Source organism: Streptomyces misionensis (genome assembly GCF_007896895.1).
GTDB lineage: Bacteria > Actinomycetota > Actinomycetes > Streptomycetales > Streptomycetaceae > Streptomyces > Streptomyces misionensis_A.
In genome coordinates this window covers 29,263-46,008 of record NZ_VOGW01000064.1, presented here as the reverse complement: position 1 = coordinate 46,008, position 16,746 = coordinate 29,263, and the positions used below count along the sequence as shown (strand labels likewise).

Below are 16,746 nucleotides of genomic sequence, written 5' to 3'. Positions count from 1 at the left end.
TCGGTTTCCGGCACGCTCGGTGACGGCGCCGTCACCCGCGCCACCCGGCGCGGCGTGGCAGGATCGGAAGGCCATGACTGAGAAGCTCCACGCCCCCGTGATCGCCTGGTTCGACGCCCACGCTCGCGACCTCCCCTGGCGCCGCCCGGAGGCGGGCGCGTGGGGGGTGATGGTCAGCGAGTTCATGCTCCAGCAGACCCCGGTGAACCGGGTGCTGCCCGTCTACGAACAGTGGCTCGCCCGCTGGCCGCGCCCCGCCGACCTGGCGAAGGAAGCTCCCGGCGAGGCGGTGCGCGCCTGGGGCCGGCTCGGCTATCCGCGCCGCGCGCTGCGGCTGCACGGCGCCGCGGTCGCCATAACGGAACGGCACGGCGGGGACGTGCCGGCGGAGCACGCCCAGTTGCTCGCGCTGCCCGGCATCGGCGAGTACACGGCCGCCGCGGTGGCCTCGTTCGCGTACGGGCAGCGGCATCCGGTGCTGGACACGAATGTGCGCCGGGTGCTGGCGCGCGCGGTGACGGGGGTGCAGTACCCGCCCAACGCGACGACGGCGGCCGAACGGCGCCTCGCCCGCGAGCTGCTGCCCGAGGAGGAGTCGACGGCCGCGCGGTGGGCCGCCGCCTCCATGGAGCTGGGCGCGCTGGTGTGCACGGCCAAGAACGAGGGCTGTGCGCGCTGCCCGATCGCCGCACAGTGCGCCTGGCGGCTGGCCGGCAAGCCGGAGCACCAGGGACCGCCGCGGCGGGGACAGACGTACGCCGGTACCGACCGGCAGGTGCGCGGCAAGCTGCTGGCCGTGCTGCGGGAGGCGCACGCGCCGGTGCCGCAGGCGGCCTTGGACCGGGTGTGGCACGAGCCGGTGCAGCGGGCCCGCGCGCTCGACGGGCTCGTCACCGACGGTCTGGTGGAGCCGCTGCCGGGCGGTCTGTACCGGCTGCCGCTGACCTGACGCACAGCCACATCACAGCGCGGGTGCCTCCGTTACGGGGCGCTGCGCCCAAGTGGCCCACGACAAAAGCCGCGTAACTGGACATAACAGCCCACCTCTTTACCCGCTTCCTACGTCCGTTACACAACCGACGGATAGCCGATTGCTGGCCGCAGGCTGGTGCGCACAGCCTCGTGACAACGACTGCCTACCTTCTTGTTCGTGCCCGGCGGACCACCGGGACGGACAGCAGGACGGCGGGACTTCGGCGGGGAGCCGGAGCACACGGGGAATGGAGGCGGTTGAACATGGCCCAGGGCGAGGTGCTCGAATTCGAGGAGTACGTCCGCACCCGGCAGGACGCGCTGCTGCGCAGTGCGCGTCGACTGGTGCCGGACCCCGTCGACGCCCAGGACCTGCTCCAGACCGCGCTGGTGCGGACGTACGGCCGCTGGGACGGCATCGCCGACAAGCGGCTCGCCGACGCCTATCTGCGCCGCGTCATGATCAACACCCGGACCGAGTGGTGGCGGGCGCGCAAGCTGGAGGAGGTCCCCACCGAGCAGCTGCCGGACGCCTGTGTGGACGACTCCACCGAGCAGCACGCCGACCGCGCCCTGCTGATGGATGTCCTGAAAGTCCTGGCTCCCAAGCAGCGCAGCGTCGTGGTGCTGCGACACTGGGAGCAGATGTCCACGGAGGAGACGGCCGCGGCCCTCGGCATGTCGGCCGGTACGGTCAAGAGCACGCTGCACCGGGCGCTCGCCCGGCTCCGTGAGGAGCTGGAGGCCCGCGACCTGGACGCACGGGCGCTGGAGCGTGAGGAGCGGGAGCGTTGCGCGGCCTGACCGGGCCCGGGCCGAGAACGGCCCGAGGGAGTTTGCTGGCGGTGATCGCGGCGGTGGCCTCGGTCACCGCCCTCGCCCTTTTCGCCGCCGCGTGCGGCACGGGCGGCACGGGGGCGCGGGACGAGGGCCCGGCACACGCCTCGGCGGTGGCCGGGGCCGTCGCCTCCCCCTCGCCGTCGCCGTCCGATCCGGACAAGTACCGGAAGGTGGACGCCGTACGGCTGCTCAAGCAGGACCCGGCCGTCTCGGCCGCGGTCAAGCGGGAGCTGAAGCCGTGCAGCGGCGACGAGTACCCGGTGGACGTCTCCTACGGCGATCTGACCGCGAACTCGGTGGACGACGTCGTGGTCAACGTGCTGACCTGCGCCGACGCGGTCGGGATCGGCTCGTATGTGTACCGGGAGGAGTCCGGCGCCTTCAAGAACGTCTTCCGGACCGAGGAGTCCCCGGTCTACGCGGAGATCGACCAGGGGCGGCTCTCGGTGACGAGGCAGTATTACGAGAAGGGCGATCCCATCTCCAGCCCGTCCGGTGAGATCGTGACGCCGTACACCTGGAGGACGGGACGGTTCACGCCCGGCAAGAGCGTGCGCAACGAGTACAGCAAGTCGGCCGGCGAGGTGCCGTCGCCCGTGCCGGACGGCTGACCGCGCGCGCCCCCCCCATCACCACCAGCACGGTTACGAGGACAGAGAGCACCCGGGATGGCAGACCAGACCCACGTTCTGTTCGTCGAGGACGACGACGTCATCCGCGAGGCCACCCAGCTCGCGCTGGAGCGGGACGGCTTCGCGGTCACGGCCATGCCCGACGGGCTGTCGGGCCTCGCGGCGTTCCGGGCGAACCGCCCCGACATCGCCCTGCTCGACGTCATGGTCCCGGGGCTGGACGGCGTCAGCCTGTGCCGGCGGATCCGGGACGAGTCGACCGTGCCGGTGATCATGCTGTCGGCGCGCGCCGACTCCATCGACGTCGTCCTCGGCCTGGAGGCGGGCGCGGACGACTACGTGACCAAGCCGTTCGACGGTGCCGTGCTGGTCGCCCGGATCCGGGCGGTGCTGCGCCGCTTCGGGCACGCGGGCGGCTCCCACCACCCGGAGGAGGCCGCGTCCGCGGTGCAGGACGGCTCCACCCTGACCTTCGGCGATCTGCGGATCGACACCGACGGCATGGAGGTGCGCCGGGCCGGGGAACCGGTGGCGCTCACCCCGACCGAGATGCGACTGCTGCTGGAGTTCTCCTCCGCGCCGGGCTCGGTCCTCTCCCGCGACAAGCTCCTGGAGCGGGTGTGGGACTACGGCTGGGGCGGCGACACCCGGGTGGTCGACGTGCATGTGCAGCGGCTGCGGCAGAAGATCGGCCAGGACCGCATCGAGACCGTGCGTGGCTTCGGCTACAAACTGAAGGCCTGAACGGAGCGGCGGCATGCGGGGGTTTCTTCGCCACCCGGTCCGGCGCATGGAGCGCGTGGGCCTGCACACCGGGATCAGATGGAAGCTGAGCGCGGCGATCGCGCTGGTGGCCGGCCTCGTGGCGGTCGCGCTGAGCCTGGTCGTGCACAACGCGGCCCGGGTCTCCATGCTGGACAACGCGCGCGACCTGGCCAACGACCGGGTCCTGCTGGCCCAGCGCAACTACGAGCTGTACGGGCGGACGAACTTCCCCGACATCAAGATCGACGACCCGGGGCTGCCGCGCGCGCTGCGGCAGAAGGTGGCGGCCGGGCGGCGGGCCAGCGACGTCTCCGACCACGGCTCGAAGCCGCCGGACATCTGGGCGGCCGTACCCGCCAAGGACGGGCACGTGCTCTCCCTGCACAGCCACTTCCCCGACCGGTCCCTGGGCGTGATGAACGATCTCGACCAGGCCCTGGTCATCGGCTCCATCGCGGTCGTCCTCGGCGGCAGCGCGCTCGGCGTGCTGATCGGCGGGCAGCTGTCCGGGCGGCTGCGCAAGGCGGCGGCCGCGGCGAACGAGGTGGCCCGGGGCGAGACCGACGTACGGGTGCGGGAGGCGATCGGCGGGGTCGTACGGGACGAGACCGACGATCTCGCGCGGGCCGTGGACGCCATGGCGGACGCGTTGCGGCAGCGGCTGGAGGCCGAGCGGCGGGTCACCGCGGACATCGCGCACGAGCTGCGCACCCCGGTGACGGGACTGCTGACGGCCGCCGAGCTGCTGCCTCCGGGCCGGCCCACCGAGCTGGTGCTGGACCGGGCCAAGGCGATGCGCACGCTGGTCGAGGACGTGCTGGAGGTGGCCCGCCTGGACAGCGCCTCGGAGCGGGCCGAGCTCCAGGACATCCTGCTCGGCGAGTTCGTCGCCCGGCGGGTGGCCGCCAAGGACCCGGCGATCGTCGTGCGCGTCGTGCACGAGTCCGAGGTGACGACCGACCCGCGGCGCCTGGAGCGGGTGCTGTTCAACCTGCTCGCCAACGCCGCGCGGCACGGCCGGCCGCCGGTCGAGGTGAGCGTCGAGGGCCGGGTGATCCGGGTCCGCGACCACGGCCCCGGCTTCCCCGAGGAGCTGCTGGCCGAGGGGCCGAGCCGGTTCCGCACCGGCAGCAAGGACCGCGCGGGCAAGGGGCACGGGCTGGGCCTGACCATCGCGGCCGGCCAGGCGCGCGTCCTCGGCGCCCGGCTCACCTTCCGCAACATCCGCCCGGTCGGCACGCCCGCCCATCTGCCCGCCGAGGGCGCGGTGGCGGTCCTCTGGCTCCCCGAGCACGCCCCCACCAACACGGGCAGCTATCCGATGCTGCCGCAGTCGGGGAGCACCGGCTGAACCCTAGGGCCTCTCGGGCGAGGCCTGGCCGAGCAGCGAGTCGGCGAGCCGCAGTGCGGTGGGCCGGTCCAGGGGGGCGTGGCCGAGCAGGAAGCGGTACCAGAACAGGCCGTAGAACTGGTCGACCAGCAGATCGACGTCCTGGTCGGCGGGGAGTTCGCCGCGTTCGCGGCCCCGTTCGAGGACCGTGCGCACCGCCGCCCGGCGGGACTCGGTGAACGTCCGCAGCAGTTCGGCCAGCCGCGGGTCCCGGGCCGCCTCGCGGACGAGGGTGCGCAGGGCCGGGCCGGAGGGGGACCGCTGCGCCGACTCGAAGGTGGCGGTCACCACGGCCCGCAGGTCCTCCTGGAGGCTGCCGGTGTCCGGCGCGGGCACGTCCTGGGCGGCCCGGTCCAGGAGCGCGTCCAGCAGGACGGCGCCCTTGGACGGCCACCAGCGGTAGAGGGTCTGCTTGCCGACGCCCGCGGCCCGCGCGATGGTCTCCACGGTGACGGGGGCGCCGTCCGCGTCGGCGAGCAGGCCGAGGCCGGCGTCGAGGATCGCCCGGCGGGCGGCTTCGTTGCGGCGCCGCCCGGTGTGGGGACGCGGTTCGCTGGTGTCGTGCACGTGCCACTTCCTCTCGAAACCCCCTTGACGAGACTAGCGGTCTCGGCAACGCTTGGCGAGACCGACGTTCTCGGCAACAGGCCGGAACCCGGTGACGCCTCGGGAGAGAAGCCACTCATGAGCACTCCGCACACCCTTGCGCACCCCCTCGCCGGACAGCGTGTCGTCGTCATGGGCGGCAGCTCGGGCATCGGCGAGGCGACCGCCGCGTTCTGCGCGGCGGACGGCGCGGAGGTGATCATCACCGGCCGTGGCCAGGACCGGCTCGACGCCGCGGTGGCCCGGCTCGCCGACCGGGGCGGCAAGGTCTCGGGCCACCGGCTGGACGCCTCGGACCGGGCCGCGCTGGACGCCTTCTTCGCCGGGTCCGGCACCGTCGACCATCTGATCGTCGCCCTCAGCGGCGGCAAGGGCGCCGGACCCTTCGCCGCGCTGGAGCTGGCGGACCTGGCGGCCGGATTCGACGGCAAGTTCTGGCCGCAGGTCCAGGTGCTCCAGGCCGCGCTGCCCGCGCTGCGCCGGGACGGCTCGGTCACGCTGGTGACCGCCGCGTCCGCCCGCGCCGCCATCCCCGGCACCGCCGGCCTCGCCGCGATCAACGGCGCCCTGGAGGCGATGATCCCGCCGCTCGCCGTCGAACTGGCCCCGCTGCGGATCAACGCGGTCGCCCCGGGCATCGTCGACACCCCCTGGTGGGACGACAAGCCGGCCGAGCAGCGCCAGGCCATGTTCGAGGACATCGCCGCCGCCACCCCGGTGGGCCGGGTCGGCCACCCCGAGGACATCGCCCGCGCCCTGCACATGCTCGCCGCGAACGGCTTCGTGACCGGCGTGGTGCTGGAGGCCTCCGGCGGCGCGAGCCTGACGACGAAGCGCTGACGAGGGGGCGGGGGCGAGGGCCCCGCGCGGGCCCGGCTCGTTCTCGGTCCTGTCCGAGCGGGCCCTCGACCGGTCTCGCGGGCGGGGTGAGGACCGGGGCTGGTCGTCGGCCGCGGTGATCGCCCGCCGGTCCCGCCAGGTGTCCTCGGCGTGGGAATCGACGAAGAGCGGCGAGGCGCTTCCCGATTCCCCCACGTACAGCCTGCCCGGGCGCTCGTCCGACTCCGGCGTGAGACTCACGGCCGTCGCCTCCGGGCGCCGCCCAACCGCGGCCCCAGGGGCCGGCCCGTGCGCCGTGGCGCCGATGCCACGGGCGCGGAGGCCGGGTTCGCACGGGGGCGCACTCCACGAGCCATCGGCGGATCTCGCGCGTCACACCCCTCACGAACAGGCGAAGGCCCCCGGGGCGGACACCCGCCGGGGGCCTTCGGTGCGCAGAGCGCGAGGTCAGACCGCCTCGGCCAGCGGCGGCGCCGCCGGTTCCGTGTCGTCGGCCTTCGGGGCCTGGGGGCCGCCCCGCAGAGGGACCTCCTTGACGAAGAAGGCCGCCAGCAGGACCAGGACGGCGATCGCGGCGCCCAGCAGGAACGCGGAGTGGGTGCCGGCGGAGACCGCGTGCTGGTAGGCCTCGCGGGCCAGCGGCGGCAGTTTCTTCAGGCTCTTCGCGTCGAGCTGCGCGGACTGCTCGGTGATGTTCTTGCCCAGCGCGCCGGCCCGCTCGGCCATGACGTCCTTGACCCGGTTGTTGAACAGCGCGCCCATGATGGCGACACCGAACGAGGAGCCGAGCGTACGGAAGAGCGTCGTGGACGACGAGGCCACGCCCATGTCCCTCATCTCGACGCTGTTCTGCGCCACCAGCATGGTGATCTGCATCAGGCAGCCCATGCCGAGGCCGAGGACGGCCATGTAGAGGCCCGAGGTGACGCGGGTCGTGCCCGTGTCCATCAGCGACATCAGGTACAGGCCGACGATCATCAGCACACCGCCGACGATCGGGAAGATCTTGTAGCGGCCGCTGTTGGTGGTGACCCGTCCGGCGACCATCGACGTCACCATCATCGCGCCGAGCATCGGCAGCAGCAGCAGACCGGAGTTGGTCGCGGACGCGCCCTGCACCGCCTGCTGGTACAGCGGCAGGAAGAGCGTGGCGCCGAACATCACGAAGCCGGTGATGAAGCCGATGACGGACATCAGCGTGAAGTTGCGGCTGCGGAAGATGTGCAGCGGCAGCACCGGCTCGGCGGCCTTCGTCTGCCAGAAGACGAAGCCGACCAGGGCGACCACGCCGAGCGCGATCAGCTCCAGGATCCGCGCGGAGGTCCACGCGTACTCGCTGCCGCCCCAGGTGGTGACGAGCACGATCGAGGTGATGCCGACGGTCAGCAGGACGACGCCGAGGTAGTCGATGCCCGCCTGGGACCGCTTCTTCGGCAGGTGCAGCACGGCGGTGACCAGCACGAGGGCGACCGCGCCGAGCGGCAGGTTGATGTAGAAGGACCAGCGCCAGCCCCAGTTGTCGGTGATCGTGCCGCCGACCAGCGGACCGCCGATCATCGCCAGCGCCATGACGCCGGCCATCATGCCCTGGTACTTGCCCCGCTCCCGCGGCGGCACCAGGTCGCCGATGATCGCCATGACGCCGACCATCAGACCGCCGGCGCCGAGGCCCTGCACGGCGCGGAAGCCGATCAGCTCACCCATGTTCTGGGCCATGCCGCTGAGCGCCGAGCCGATCAGGAAGATCACGATCGAGCTGAGGAAGGCGCCCTTGCGCCCGTACATGTCACCGAGCTTGCCCCAGATCGGGGTCGAGGCCGCGGTGGCCAGGGTGTAGCCGGTCACCACCCAGGACAGGTGTTCCAGCCCACCGAGTTCGCCGACGATCGTGGGCATCGCCGTACCCACGATCATGTTGTCGAGCATCGCGAGCATCATCGCGATCATGAGCGCGAGCAGCACCACGCGCACGCTTCTCTGTTTGCGGCCCTCTGGGGCGCTCTCCACCGTGTCCGCCATCTTTCTTCTTCCCACTCCCCCCGGCGGCCACTTACTTGCCGCCCGGCTAGTTACTACACTGGGCAAGGTAGACGGCAACTAGCCGGGCGTCAAGTAAGTTTCGCGGGAGCGCAAGGAGTACGAGGATGGGCGGCACCATGGACGGCACCAAGCAACAGCGCCGCGGCAACACCCGCCAGCGCATCCAGGACGTCGCGCTCGCACTCTTCGCGGAGCAGGGCTACGAGAAGACCTCGCTGCGCGAGATCGCGGAGCGTCTCGACGTCACCAAGGCGGCCCTGTACTACCACTTCAAGACCAAGGAAGAGATCATCGTCAGCCTCTTCGAGGACCTGACGCAGCCGATCCAGGACCTGATCGAGTGGGGACGCGGCCAGCCGCACACCCTGGAGACGAAGCAGGAGATAGTGCGCCGCTACAGCCGGGCGCTCTCACACGCGGAGCCGCTGTTCCGCTTCATGCAGGAGAACCAGGCGACGGTGCGGGAGCTGCGCATCGGCGACTCCTTCAAGGACCGGATGCGCTGCCTGCGGGACATCCTGCTGGACCCGGACGCCGAACTGGTCGACCAGGTGCGCTCGGTCAGCGCGCTGTTCACCCTGCACGCCGGCATGTTCCTGCTCCAGGACCTGGACGGCGACGTCGAGAAGAAGCGCGCGGCCGTTCTCGAGGTCGCCCTGGACCAGGTCACCCAGGCGCACGAACACGCGCACCGCTAGCGCCGGCTCAGACCTTGAGGCCCTTGCCACGCAGGTAGGACAGCGGGTTGAGGGCGGAGCCGTAGTTCGGCGTGGTACGGATCTCGAAGTGCAGGTGGGGGCCGGTGGAGTTGCCGGTGGAGCCGGACAGGGCGATGTGCTGGCCGGCCTTCACGCTCTGGCCGATCCGCACGTCCACGCGGGACAGGTGCGCGTACTGGGAGTAGACGCCGTTCTCGTGCCTGATCACGACGGCGTTGCCGTACGCGGGGCCGTCGCCGGCGCCGTTGGGACCGGCCTTGACCACGGTGCCGCCGTGGACGGCGACGACGTCGGTGCCGGTCGGGACGGCGAAGTCCTGGCCGCTGTGCTTGGCGGCCCAGTGGGCGCCGGACTGGTTGAAGCCCGCGGACAACGAGTACTTCTTCACCGGGTCGACCCAGGAGGCGGCCGACGGAGCGGCGCTCGCGGCTCCGGCGCCCAGCACGACCGGGACAGCGACACCGGCGGCCAGAACGGCGGCGCGGGTACGGAGCGAGGACGCACGGAACGCACGGGACGTGAAGCGCTTGATCATCGAGACCTCGTGAAATCGGGGACGGATCGGCCGCCCGGCGCACAGACGTTCACCGCGGCGGCCATCCCTTGGTAACCGATCGCCCCGCCGGGTAAAAGTGGCGCTTCTACGGCGCGCGGTAGTAGAGGGCCACCCGGCCGGCATCACCTTGACAGGCCCGGCGACCACCGGGCACCCAGGCCCCCGACGTGCGTCTTTGACCCGGGGTTCGGCGACCGACACACCTTTTGCCCACCCTTTACCCGGCCGACCCATCCCACTATCAGGGCTAGTAAGGGACATTTCGCCTGTGCGCCTTATCACCGGCCCGGCCGATCCGCACGGCCACGAATGTGACGCAGACCCCTATCCACCTACCGTCCGGTAACCCTACGGTTCCCCTCGCGCCACCCGCACCACCGAGCATGCACCTGCCATCTCCGTGCACCGGATGCGAGAGGAACCCCCACCGATGACCACAGGCCCCCTGGCGCGCCGCCTCGCCGTGACCGCCGTCTCCGTGGCCTCCCTGGCCGCCGTGGCCGCCCCGGCCCGGGCGGCGGACGCCGGCCCGGCCCCGGCCGCCACCACGGCGGCGACGGCGAGCGCCGCCACCGGCAAGGTCGACTACGCCACCTGGCAGCAGGACTGCCGGACCGTGATGGACCAGGCCCTGCCCTACGTCAAGGAGCGCATCGCCGAGGCCCGGCCGGGCGAGAAGCAGGCCATCGTCCTCGACATCGACAACACCGCGCTGGCGACCGACCTCGGCTTCCAGGTCCCCCAGGCGGCCAACGAGCCGGTCCTGGACGTCGCCGCGTACGCCCAGGAGCACGGCGTCTCGCTCTTCTTCGTCACCGCCCGCCCGGGCGTCATCGAGGCGCCCACCAGGTGGAACCTTCAGTACGACGGATACCGGGTCTCCGGCCTCTACGTGCGCGGGCTCCTCGACCTCTTCAAGAACGTCGCCGACTACAAGACGGCCCAGCGCGCCGACATCGAGGGCAAGGGCTACGACATCATCGCCAACATCGGCAACAGTGCCACCGACCTCTCCGGCGGCCACGCCGACCGCACCTTCAAACTGCCCGACTACGACGGCCAGTTGTCGTGACCCCGGTTAGGCTCCGTCCGTAGTCTTCAGGATGGTCGTACGACCACGGGGGTGACGGATGGAGCCGACGGTACTGGGCGGCAAGCTGGCGTCCGCGGCGATCGGCCCGCTGATGCGGAAGCTGTTCGTGCAGGACGGCCCGGGGGCGGGCCTGGTGGACAAGCCGGTGCGGCTGTCCGCGCTGGTGACGTTCCGGGGCGAGAAGCGGTCGCTCGGCGAGAAGGACGTCCACAGGCTCGCCGAGCGGATCGTGGCCCGGGCGGTGGAGTCCCCGGGCGAGGCGCCGTTCCCGGCGGACGAGCGGAACGCGGTGGCCGGCGCGCTGGCCGGGCGGCTGCTGACGCTCGGCGATCTGGACATGGACGACGTACAGGCGGTGCGCCTCGGATACCGCGACCTGGCGAAACGGCTGAGCGACGGCTCGGCCGGCTCCGACGGCCTCTCCGCGGACGCCCGCCACTTCCTCGACTCGGCGACCGAATGGGCCTGCCTCCAGATCCTGGAGTTCTTCACCCGGCGGTCGTCCTTCGTGGCCCGCACGCTCGTGGAGCAGAGCCGGGCACAGGCCGAACTCATCGCGAAGGTGGACGAGTTGATCGTCCGCATCCCGCGTCCCGACGGGCGCGACACCGCCTTCGAACGCCGCTATCTGCCGTATGTCGCCGCCCACCACAACCACATCACCATCTACGGCGTCGACCTGCGCGACTCCCCCGACCGCTGGCCCCTCCAGGTCGCCTACCTGAGCCTGGAGGCGACGGCGGCCGGGGACTCCCCGCCCGACCCGGCGCCCGGCGAGCACCCGTCGGCCGTCAACGGCCGGCTGCGGGCCGAGGAGGCGCTGCTCGCCGACGACCGGGTGCTGCTGCGCGGCGACGCCGGTTCCGGCAAGACCACCCTGGTGCAGTGGCTCGCGGTCACCGCGGCCCGCGACGGCGACCGCGTCCCCTACGTCCTCCCCCTGCGCACCCTGATCCGCACCGGCGCCCTGCCCGCCCCGGACGGCTTCCTGAAGGCCGTGAGCTGCCCGCTGACCCCACCGGAGGGCTGGGCCGAACGCGTGCTCACGGCGGGCCGGGGCCTGGTCCTCGTGGACGGCCTGGACGAGATACCGGCCGCCGACCGCCACCGCACCCGCGACTGGCTGCGCTCCCTCCTCGCGGCCTACCCCGGCAACCGCTGGCTGCTGACCTCCCGCCCGACCGCCGTACGCGCCGACTGGCTGGCCCAGGAGGGCTTCCGGGAGCTGACCCTGGCCCCGATGCGCCGCTCGGAGGTCGCCACCTTCGTCCGCCGCTGGCACGAGGCGGCGCGGGCCCCGGAGTTCGAGGCGCCGCTGCTGGACTCCCTGCGCACGAAACGCGATCTGGCCCGGCTGACGACCAACCCCCTGATGTGCGGCCTGATCTGCGCCCTGCACCGCGAACGCCGGGGCTATCTCCCCACCGGACGCAAGGAGTTGTACGACGCCGCCCTCACGATGCTGCTCGCGCGCCGGGACCGGGAGCGGGGCATGGCCGTCGAACTGGGCGAGGAGGCCCAGCTGGAGCTGCTGCAACGGCTCGCGTACGCGCTGGTGCTCGGCGGCCGCACGGAGATGGACGCCGACACGGCGGAGGGCATCGTGGAGCGGTGCCTGCCGGCGGTGGCCTCGGCGGGCGGTGACGCGCCGGCGGTCCTGCGGGAGCTGCTGCTGCGCAGTGGTCTGCTCCGGCAGCCGGCACAGGGCGTCGTGGACTTCGTCCACCGCACCTTCCAGGACTACCTGGGGGCGCGGTACGCGGTCGAGGAGGGGCATCTGGAGGTGCTGCTCGGCCACGCCGACGACACCCAGTGGGAGGACGTCATCCGCATGGCCGTCGCCCACGCGCGCCCCCGGGAGCGGGCCTGGCTGCTCCGGCAGCTGCTCGCGCGGGACACCCCCCGACTGACCCTGCTGGCCCTCGCCTGCCTGGAACACGCGGTGGCCCTGGACGCGGGCGTGCGGGCGGAGGTGGAGGCACGGGCGGCGGCGCTGATCCCGCCGCGGACGAAGGAGGACGCCCGGGCCCTGGCGGAGGCCGGACCGCTGGTGCTGGAGCTGCTGCCGGGCCCGGACGGGCTGACGGACGCGGAGTCACTGGGCGTGGTCGTCACCGCGTCCCTCCTCGGGGAGGTCGAGCCCGAGGGGGCGCTGGGGGTGCTGCGTCGGTTCCGGGAGCATCGGGACCTGGATGTGCGGCGGCAGCTCGTGGGGACGTGGGGGCGGTTCGACGCCGGGGAGTACGCGGCGGAGGTGCTGGACCATCTGGACCGGACGGATCTCTACCTGAGGTGCAACTCGGGCGAGCAACTCGCGGCGCTCGCGCGGATGCGTCCCTGGCACTGGTTGTCCATGGAAGGTGCGCACAGGGCCGATGAATTGGTGGCCGCGGTGTCGGCACCCGAGGCGGTGACGTCGCTCGTCATATTGGATAACCCTGACCTCACCGATCTGGGCACTCTTCTGTCGTTCGCCGGTCTTCGCAGCCTGTGGCTGGACAACTGCCCGGCCGCGAAAGGCCTGGACCGGCTTTCCGCGCTGCCGCTCACTCTGCTCGGCTGGAACGGCATTGCCGACACGACAGGCCTACGGTCTCTGCGGTCCCTCATCACGATCACCGTGAGCCAGCAATTGCCGGGCGACGACCTCACGCAGGCCCTGCCGGTCGACGCGCCGCTCAATTTTCTCTTCCTCGGAAAGTTCAGCACCGACAGCACGGGTTTGCGCGGACTGAGGCACTGGAGCGGTCTGCGCACGTTGAGCCTCGGACCGCTGACCACGGAACTGACGGCCGCCGACTGGCGGGAAGTCGCCGAACTTCCCGGCCTCACCAGCCTCTACCTGGACGGGAAGATCCTCCGGGAACTCCCGTACTCCCTCGACCACATGCCGGAACTTCCCGGCGTCGAGGAGCTTCAGGTCCCGCTGATGACCGGAACCGAGGACCTCTCCACGCTGAGTCTGCGGTTGCCGGGCCTGCGCACGGTGATCCTGACTCCCCAGCCCGGCAGCTCCTTCCCGGCCTCCAGGTATCAGGATCTCTTCCCGAACGCGGAACTCACCGTGGAAGAACGCTGAAAGGGGCCGGTGCCCGAAGGCACCGGCCCCTTTTTCAGCTGAACCGCCGGAGGCTCACGCGTCCTTGCTCAGGTTCGGGCCGCCGCCCGCCGCCTGCTCGATCGGCGGGGCGTCCGGCAGTGCCGACTTCTCCTCGCCGCGGAAGGTGAAGGTCGCGCTGTCGCCCTCGCCCTCCGTGTCCACGACCACGATGTGGCCGGGGCGCAGCTCGCCGAAGAGGATCTTCTCGGAGAGGGTGTCCTCGATCTCGCGCTGGATGGTGCGGCGCAGCGGCCGGGCGCCCAGCACGGGGTCGTAGCCCTTCTTGGACAGCAGCTCCTTCGCGGACTGGGAGAGCTCGATGCCCATGTCCCGGTCCTTCAGGCGCTCGTCCACCTTGCTGATCATCAGGTCGACGATCCGCAGGATGTCCTCCTGCGTGAGCTGCGGGAAGACGACGACGTCGTCCACACGGTTGAGGAACTCGGGCCGGAAGTGCTGCTTCAGCTCGTCCTGGACCTTGTTCTTCATGCGCTCGTAGTTGGTCTTCGTGTCGCCCGAGGCCGCGAAGCCCAGGTTGAAGCCCTTGGAGATGTCCCGGGTGCCGAGGTTGGTCGTCATGATGATGACCGTGTTCTTGAAGTCCACGACCCGGCCCTGGGAGTCGGTCAGGCGACCGTCCTCCAGGATCTGCAGCAGCGAGTTGAAGATGTCCGGGTGGGCCTTCTCCACCTCGTCGAACAGGACGACGGAGAACGGCTTGCGGCGCACCTTCTCGGTCAGCTGGCCGCCCTCCTCGTAGCCCACGTAGCCGGGGGGCGAACCGAAGAGACGGGAGACCGTGTGCTTCTCGCTGAACTCCGACATGTCGAGGGAGATCAGCGCGTCCTCGTCACCGAAGAGGAACTCGGCGAGCGCCTTGGACAGCTCGGTCTTACCGACACCGGACGGGCCGGCGAAGATGAACGAGCCACCGGGGCGCTTCGGGTCCTTCAGACCGGCACGCGTACGGCGGATCGCCTTCGACAGCGCCTTGACGGCGTCGTTCTGGCCGATGACCCGCTTGTGCAGCTCCTCCTCCATGCGCAGCAGGCGGGAGGACTCCTCCTCGGTCAGCTTGAAGACCGGGATGCCGGTGGCCGTGGCGAGGACCTCGGCGATCAGCTCGCCGTCGACCTCGGCGACGACGTCCATGTCGCCGGCCTTCCACTCCTTCTCCCGCTTGGCCTTGGCGGCAAGGAGCTGCTTCTCCTTGTCCCGCAGGGAGGCGGCCTTCTCGAAGTCCTGCGAGTCGATCGCGGACTCCTTGTCCCGGCGGACACCGGCGATCTTCTCGTCGAACTCGCGCAGGTCCGGCGGCGCGGTCATCCGGCGGATGCGCATCCGGGAGCCGGCCTCGTCGATCAGGTCGATGGCCTTGTCCGGCAGGAAGCGGTCCGAGATGTAGCGGTCGGCCAGGGTGGCGGCCTGGACCAGCGCCTCGTCGGTGATGGAGACGCGGTGGTGCGCCTCGTACCGGTCGCGCAGGCCCTTGAGGATCTCGATGGTGTGCGGCAGGGACGGCTCGGCGACCTGGATGGGCTGGAAGCGGCGCTCCAGGGCCGCGTCCTTCTCCAGGTGCTTGCGGTACTCGTCCAGCGTGGTGGCACCGATGGTCTGCAGCTCACCGCGGGCCAGCATCGGCTTCAGGATGGAAGCCGCGTCGATGGCGCCCTCGGCGGCACCCGCACCGACCAGCGTGTGCAGCTCGTCGATGAACAGGATGATGTCGCCGCGGGTGCGGATCTCCTTGAGCACCTTCTTCAGGCGCTCCTCGAAGTCACCGCGGTAGCGGGAGCCGGCGACCAGGGCGCCGAGGTCCAGGGTGTAGAGGTGCTTGTCCTTCAGCGTCTCGGGCACCTCGCCCTTGACGATGGCCTGGGCGAGGCCCTCCACGACGGCGGTCTTGCCGACGCCGGGCTCACCGATCAGCACCGGGTTGTTCTTGGTACGGCGGGACAGCACCTGCATGACCCGCTCGATCTCCTTCTCGCGCCCGATGACCGGGTCGAGCTTGGACTCACGAGCGGCCTGGGTGAGGTTCCGGCCGAACTGGTCCAGGACGAGGGACGTCGAGGGGGTGCCCTCGGCGGGGCCGCCGGCGGTGGCGGTCTCCTTGCCCTGGTAACCGGAGAGCAGCTGGATGACCTGCTGCCGCACCCGGTTGAGGTCGGCGCCCAGCTTGACCAGGACCTGGGCGGCGACGCCCTCGCCCTCACGGATCAGGCCGAGCAGGATGTGCTCCGTGCCGATGTAGTTGTGGCCCAGCTGAAGGGCCTCGCGGAGCGACAGCTCCAGGACCTTCTTGGCACGGGGGGTGAAGGGGATGTGACCGGACGGGGCCTGCTGGCCCTGGCCGATGATCTCCTCCACCTGCTGGCGGACCGCCTCGAGCGAAATGCCGAGGCTCTCCAGGGCCTTAGCGGCGACACCTTCGCCCTCGTGGATGAGACCCAGGAGGATGTGCTCGGTGCCGATGTAGTTGTGGTTGAGCATCCGGGCTTCTTCCTGAGCCAGGACGACAACCCGCCGCGCGCGGTCGGTGAACCTCTCGAACATCGTTAATCGCTCCTCAGAGCGGTCAGGCAGTGGGGGGAACTTCCCCTCCCTGTCCTTCCGCAGCTTAGTCCCGCAAGCGGGGACCGCTCATTCCAACTGCCGACACCGTCGATGGCCTCCTGACCCCGAACGCCGACATCTGCTCCAACCCGATGGTGCGAGACGATGTTCCCCCAGGCCAGACAGTTACCCCACTCGCCACTACGCCGATGGCGAACGGGAGACCGCCTCGCCCGCAGGTCGCCCCCTCCCACTAGGCATGTCTTACCCGCTGGGACTGACACTCCATGCCACGCGGCCCCGTTCCCTCCGCTATGGGCGAACAACCTTGCGGCTCTCCCCGCCCCCGTACGCGTCCATTTCGAGCACGCCGCGCACCCGATGGGGCACCCAGCGTAACTCGCCGTCCGTCCCGCCGGTTGCAGTGGCATGGCCCGCCCGGTCTCCACTCCCTCCACGGTCCCCCTTCCGCGCCGCCCCGTCGAACCGGGAGCGCCCGCCCCGCGGGGCACATCCACGACCTCGGCGAACAGCTGCTGTTCACCGGCGGCGGCGAGCGCGTCATGCGCCCCGACTTCGGCTGCGGACTGCTCGACCTGGTCTTCGCGCCGACCGCCCCCGAACTGGTCAGCACCCT

Annotated in this window: 14 protein-coding genes; 10 read left to right on the top strand and 4 right to left on the bottom strand. The window is 71.2% G+C overall.

The features are described 5' to 3' along the window. Positions 1-73: 73 nt before the first annotated feature. The 5 genes from FRZ03_RS11825 (at position 74) to cseC (ending at position 4,560) form a co-directional block, all read left to right on the top strand. Positions 74-949 carry an HhH-GPD family protein gene (locus FRZ03_RS11825; RefSeq protein ID WP_146465098.1) on the top strand — a complete coding sequence of 292 codons (876 nt, stop codon included), beginning with the start codon at positions 74-76 and terminating at the stop codon, positions 947-949. A gap of 287 nt (positions 950-1,236) precedes the next feature. Then, entirely contained in the window at positions 1,237-1,776 is a 540-nt protein-coding gene (locus tag FRZ03_RS11820; protein ID WP_070022497.1) for a SigE family RNA polymerase sigma factor, read from the top strand. Positions 1,777-1,817: 41 nt separating this feature from the next. Then, a complete protein-coding gene (locus FRZ03_RS11815) occupies positions 1,818-2,423 on the top strand; it encodes a hypothetical protein (protein ID WP_146465097.1) in 606 nt (201 codons plus the stop codon). A gap of 57 nt (positions 2,424-2,480) precedes the next feature. Then, entirely contained in the window at positions 2,481-3,188 is a 708-nt protein-coding gene (cseB, locus tag FRZ03_RS11810) for a two-component system response regulator CseB (protein WP_146465096.1), read from the top strand. Positions 3,189-3,201: 13 nt separating this feature from the next. Then, positions 3,202-4,560 (top strand): two-component system sensor histidine kinase CseC, encoded by a 1,359-nt coding sequence (cseC, locus tag FRZ03_RS11805; RefSeq protein WP_146465095.1) that lies wholly within the window; start codon positions 3,202-3,204, stop codon positions 4,558-4,560. 3 nt (positions 4,561-4,563) lie between these two features. Here the strand turns inward: cseC and FRZ03_RS11800 are convergent, their stop codons facing one another. After that, on the bottom strand, positions 4,564-5,166 hold the full coding sequence (locus FRZ03_RS11800) for a TetR/AcrR family transcriptional regulator (RefSeq protein WP_146465094.1): 603 nt from the start codon (positions 5,164-5,166) through the stop codon (positions 4,564-4,566). Between the two features lie 117 nt (positions 5,167-5,283). Between FRZ03_RS11800 and FRZ03_RS11795 the strand changes: the two genes are divergently transcribed. Beyond that, on the top strand, positions 5,284-6,045 hold the full coding sequence (locus tag FRZ03_RS11795) for an SDR family oxidoreductase (protein WP_222443366.1): 762 nt from the start codon (positions 5,284-5,286) through the stop codon (positions 6,043-6,045). Between the two features lie 447 nt (positions 6,046-6,492). Here FRZ03_RS11795 and FRZ03_RS11790 read toward each other — a convergent pair whose 3' ends face one another. Further along, positions 6,493-8,064 carry an MDR family MFS transporter gene (locus tag FRZ03_RS11790; RefSeq protein ID WP_146465093.1) on the bottom strand — a complete coding sequence of 524 codons (1,572 nt, stop codon included), beginning with the start codon at positions 8,062-8,064 and terminating at the stop codon, positions 6,493-6,495. A 125-nt stretch (positions 8,065-8,189) separates the two neighbouring features. Between FRZ03_RS11790 and FRZ03_RS11785 the strand changes: the two genes are divergently transcribed. Continuing rightward, positions 8,190-8,783, top strand: coding sequence for a TetR/AcrR family transcriptional regulator (locus FRZ03_RS11785; RefSeq protein WP_146465092.1), 594 nt, complete (start codon positions 8,190-8,192; stop codon positions 8,781-8,783). A gap of 7 nt (positions 8,784-8,790) precedes the next feature. Here the strand turns inward: FRZ03_RS11785 and FRZ03_RS11780 are convergent, their stop codons facing one another. Continuing rightward, a complete protein-coding gene (locus FRZ03_RS11780; protein WP_146465091.1) occupies positions 8,791-9,339 on the bottom strand; it encodes a M23 family metallopeptidase in 549 nt (182 codons plus the stop codon). A gap of 451 nt (positions 9,340-9,790) precedes the next feature. On the opposite strand from FRZ03_RS11780, the gene FRZ03_RS11775 reads away from it, so the two are divergent. Further along, positions 9,791-10,432 (top strand): HAD family acid phosphatase, encoded by a 642-nt coding sequence (locus FRZ03_RS11775; protein WP_146465090.1) that lies wholly within the window; start codon positions 9,791-9,793, stop codon positions 10,430-10,432. A gap of 58 nt (positions 10,433-10,490) precedes the next feature. Then, complete coding sequence (locus tag FRZ03_RS11770) at positions 10,491-13,532, top strand: NACHT domain-containing protein (protein ID WP_146465089.1); 3,042 nt, start codon at positions 10,491-10,493, stop codon at positions 13,530-13,532. Between the two features lie 54 nt (positions 13,533-13,586). On the opposite strand, the gene FRZ03_RS11765 is transcribed toward FRZ03_RS11770, so the two are convergent. After that, on the bottom strand, positions 13,587-16,109 hold the full coding sequence (locus FRZ03_RS11765) for an ATP-dependent Clp protease ATP-binding subunit (protein ID WP_146465088.1): 2,523 nt from the start codon (positions 16,107-16,109) through the stop codon (positions 13,587-13,589). A 419-nt stretch (positions 16,110-16,528) separates the two neighbouring features. Here FRZ03_RS11765 and FRZ03_RS40245 point away from each other — a divergent pair. Further along, a partial coding sequence (locus tag FRZ03_RS40245) for a GPW/gp25 family protein (protein ID WP_261398912.1) occupies positions 16,529-16,746 on the top strand: 218 nt, incomplete at its 3' end.

Coding starts and splice junctions, on each gene's coding strand:
- FRZ03_RS11785 (WP_146465092.1), top strand. CDS start 8,190: ATGGGCGGCACCATGGACGGCACCAAGCAACAGCGCCGCGGCAACACC.
- FRZ03_RS11820 (WP_070022497.1), top strand. CDS start 1,237: ATGGCCCAGGGCGAGGTGCTCGAATTCGAGGAGTACGTCCGCACCCGG.
- FRZ03_RS11825 (WP_146465098.1), top strand. CDS start 74: ATGACTGAGAAGCTCCACGCCCCCGTGATCGCCTGGTTCGACGCCCAC.
- FRZ03_RS11765 (WP_146465088.1), bottom strand. CDS start 16,109: ATGTTCGAGAGGTTCACCGACCGCGCGCGGCGGGTTGTCGTCCTGGCT.
- cseB (WP_146465096.1), top strand. CDS start 2,481: ATGGCAGACCAGACCCACGTTCTGTTCGTCGAGGACGACGACGTCATC.
- FRZ03_RS11795 (WP_222443366.1), top strand. CDS start 5,284: ATGAGCACTCCGCACACCCTTGCGCACCCCCTCGCCGGACAGCGTGTC.
- FRZ03_RS11770 (WP_146465089.1), top strand. CDS start 10,491: ATGGAGCCGACGGTACTGGGCGGCAAGCTGGCGTCCGCGGCGATCGGC.
- FRZ03_RS11775 (WP_146465090.1), top strand. CDS start 9,791: ATGACCACAGGCCCCCTGGCGCGCCGCCTCGCCGTGACCGCCGTCTCC.
- FRZ03_RS11780 (WP_146465091.1), bottom strand. CDS start 9,339: ATGATCAAGCGCTTCACGTCCCGTGCGTTCCGTGCGTCCTCGCTCCGT.
- FRZ03_RS11790 (WP_146465093.1), bottom strand. CDS start 8,064: ATGGCGGACACGGTGGAGAGCGCCCCAGAGGGCCGCAAACAGAGAAGC.
- cseC (WP_146465095.1), top strand. CDS start 3,202: ATGCGGGGGTTTCTTCGCCACCCGGTCCGGCGCATGGAGCGCGTGGGC.